The 1,249-nt window shown below is 43.8% G+C and carries 1 protein-coding gene; it reads left to right on the forward strand.

The features are described 5' to 3' along the window. Positions 1-236: 236 nt before the first annotated feature. Positions 237-1,249: 1-acyl-sn-glycerol-3-phosphate acyltransferase (locus A3762_RS21070; protein WP_197469465.1), on the forward strand; the 1,013-nt coding region annotated here is incomplete at its 3' end.

Raw genomic sequence — 1,249 nt, forward strand, 5'->3', positions numbered from 1 at the left:
TGTTGTTATTCGTCTCTAACTGGATCATTAATTATGAAAGAAGGCTCTGAACGATTCTATGAGCCACACGCAAGGATATAGAGTCGACGAAGGGCACTTCAAGCTATCACTGCCAACATTTCTACATGGTCATGTTTGTAATATTTATTCAAAGTAATTCACTAACATTTAAGCTTTACGCCAGACAAAACCAAGCCTTACACTATGCGCTACTTTTTTAATGGATGAAGATCCGTATGAGTCGTTTTTTCAAACTTTCTACCCTTCTCTTTACGTTTTTCAGAAAAATTCTTTTTTTGTGGGTACGCGTTGATATCAAAGGCGCAGAGGCCGATGAGTTAGAACTAGACCCAGATAAGCCAGTCATTTATGTTCTGCAATACCGCACATTTTCGGGACGCCTAGTACTCGAAGAATCAACGATTAGACAAAAGCTTCCCTCATCACAAACTAAGCTCGCACTCGGCAACTCAGACGTGCGTCGCTCATTCTTCTTTCTTTACGAGCCTTTGGGCCGACTTTTCAAACGCAAACAACGTCCAACCGTAACAGGCCGCCTAAAACAATTAGCACAGCACGTTGCAGACGATGATGATAGCGACGTTCAAATTGTACCTGTATCAATTTTCTGGGGCCGTGCGCCAACACGTGAGCGCTCGTGGCTTCAATTGCTTTTGACTGACAACTGGTCCGTTGCGAGCCCTCTTCGTCAGTTGTTTATCATTCTTCTTCATGGTCGCCGCACTTACGTGCAATTTAGCAAACCTATCTCATTGCAAGAGCTTAATGGCGACAGTGAGAAAGATGCAAAACGAACTCAGCGCATGGCCGCACGTATATTACGTGTGCATTTCAGACGCGTTCGTCAAACGGTTATTGGGCCTAACCTTAGTCACCGCCAAACGCTCGTTCAAACAATCGTGGACACTCCGACCGTTCGCGATGCGATAGCAAAAGAGTCCGAAGCATCAGGCAAACCAAAACAAGAACTCAAACAACAAGCTTTAAAATATGGTGATGAAATTGCCGCGAGCTTGCAGATTTCTACTATCCACTTTCTAGAACGAGTTCTTAATCGCTTATGGAACAAAATCTATAACGGTATTTACGCCTCAAATGTCGAAGCAGTAAAAGAAGTCACTAAAGACCATGCCGTTGTCTATGTACCCTGCCATCGAAGCCACATTGACTACCTACTTCTTTCTTCTTTGTTGTTCCGAGAAGGTATTATGGTTCCCCACATTGCTGC

The organism is Oleiphilus sp. HI0125 (assembly GCF_001635355.1).